This window comes from Streptomyces sp. NPDC012935, from assembly GCF_042900345.1.
Lineage (GTDB): Bacteria > Actinomycetota > Actinomycetes > Streptomycetales > Streptomycetaceae > Streptomyces.
Window position 1 is genome coordinate 1 of record NZ_JBIBBC010000090.1, and the last position, 1,248, is coordinate 1,248.

General features: G+C 68.7%; 2 protein-coding genes. Both read right to left on the reverse strand.

Features of this window, described 5'->3' with window-relative positions; all coding sequences use genetic code 11:
• Positions 1 to 904, reverse strand: a 904-nt coding sequence (locus ACFY5C_RS41735; RefSeq protein ID WP_389455304.1) for an extracellular solute-binding protein, incomplete at its 3' end; no start/stop codon positions are given.
• Between the two features lie 217 nt (positions 905 to 1,121).
• Positions 1,122 to 1,248, reverse strand: a 127-nt coding sequence (locus ACFY5C_RS41740) for a DUF3039 domain-containing protein (protein ID WP_389455306.1), incomplete at its 5' end; no start/stop codon positions are given.

Consider the following 1,248-nt stretch of genomic DNA (forward strand, 5'->3'; position numbering starts at 1 on the left):
CGCCGTACTTGCCCTTGACCTTGCCGGCCTCGACCGCGGCGTGGCTGAAGTCGCCGCCGATGGCCATGCCCGCCTTGCCCGCGGCGAACGCGGTGACGGTGTCGTTGCCGCCCATGCCGGCGCACTTGGCGGCCGGACAGTTGTCGTCGGAGAAGAGGGAGGTGTAGGCCTTGATGCCCTTCTGGGCCTGGGGGCTGTCGATCGCGGAGGCGTACGAGCCGCCCTTGCCCTCGGCGAGCTCCCCGCCGTTGGCCCAGACGAACGGCATGGCGCCGTAGGTGTAGGCGCCGCCGACCACCAGGCCGTACAACTCGGGCTTCTCCGCGCGGATCCTGCGGGCGGTGGACGCCAACTCGTCCATGGTCCTCGGCACTTCCAGGCCGAGCTCGTCGAAGACGTCGGTGCGGTAGTACAGGGCGCGGACGCCGACGTAGAAGGGCGCCCCGTAGACCTTGCCGTCCACGGTGACGGACTGCCGGGCGGTGGGGTCGGTGTCCTTCGCCTCGTCCCAGGCGGCGAACTCCTCGCTGACGTCGAGGAGTCCGCCGTCCTTCACGTAGCCGGCGGTGTCGGTGTTGCCGTACTCCATGAGGTCCGGCGCGGACCTGGGGTCGTTGAAGGCGGCCTTGACGCGCTGGGCGCGGGTCTCGACGGGGATGTACTCGACGTCGACCTTCGTGCCCTCGTGCTCCTTCTCGAAGCCGGCGACGACCGCGTCGACGACCTTCTCCTTGGGCTTGTTGCCGACCTCCTGGAAGAGCCAGACCCGCAGGGTGCCGGTCTTCTCGTCCTTGTCGGAGGAGGAGTCGCCGGTGGTCTGGGGGGCGCAGGCGGAGACGATCAGGGTGGCGGCCGCGAGGGCCGTGGCCCCGAGGACGCGGACAGCTGGCTTCCGGGTGTTCATGGCACTCCTCCGATGAGGCGTTGCAGCATGCGCAATGACGGTTTCGCTGTGCACAACACCGGGAGGCTAGGGAGTTCATGAACACGACCACAAGAGGTCTCAACCACTCTGTGACCGGCGGACGCACTCCGTGCAACGGCCGAACAACACAAAGGCCCCCAGGGTGCGCGAAACGCACCCCGGGGGCCTCGGCACGCGGGCCCGGAGGAAGGCCGGCCTACTTGTCGCCCTTGCCCTTGCCCTTGTCGTCGCCGCCGGCGCCCATGGATTCGTAGATCTCCTTGCACATGGGACACACGGGATACTTCTTGGGATCGCGGCCGGGCACCCAGACCTTGCCGCAG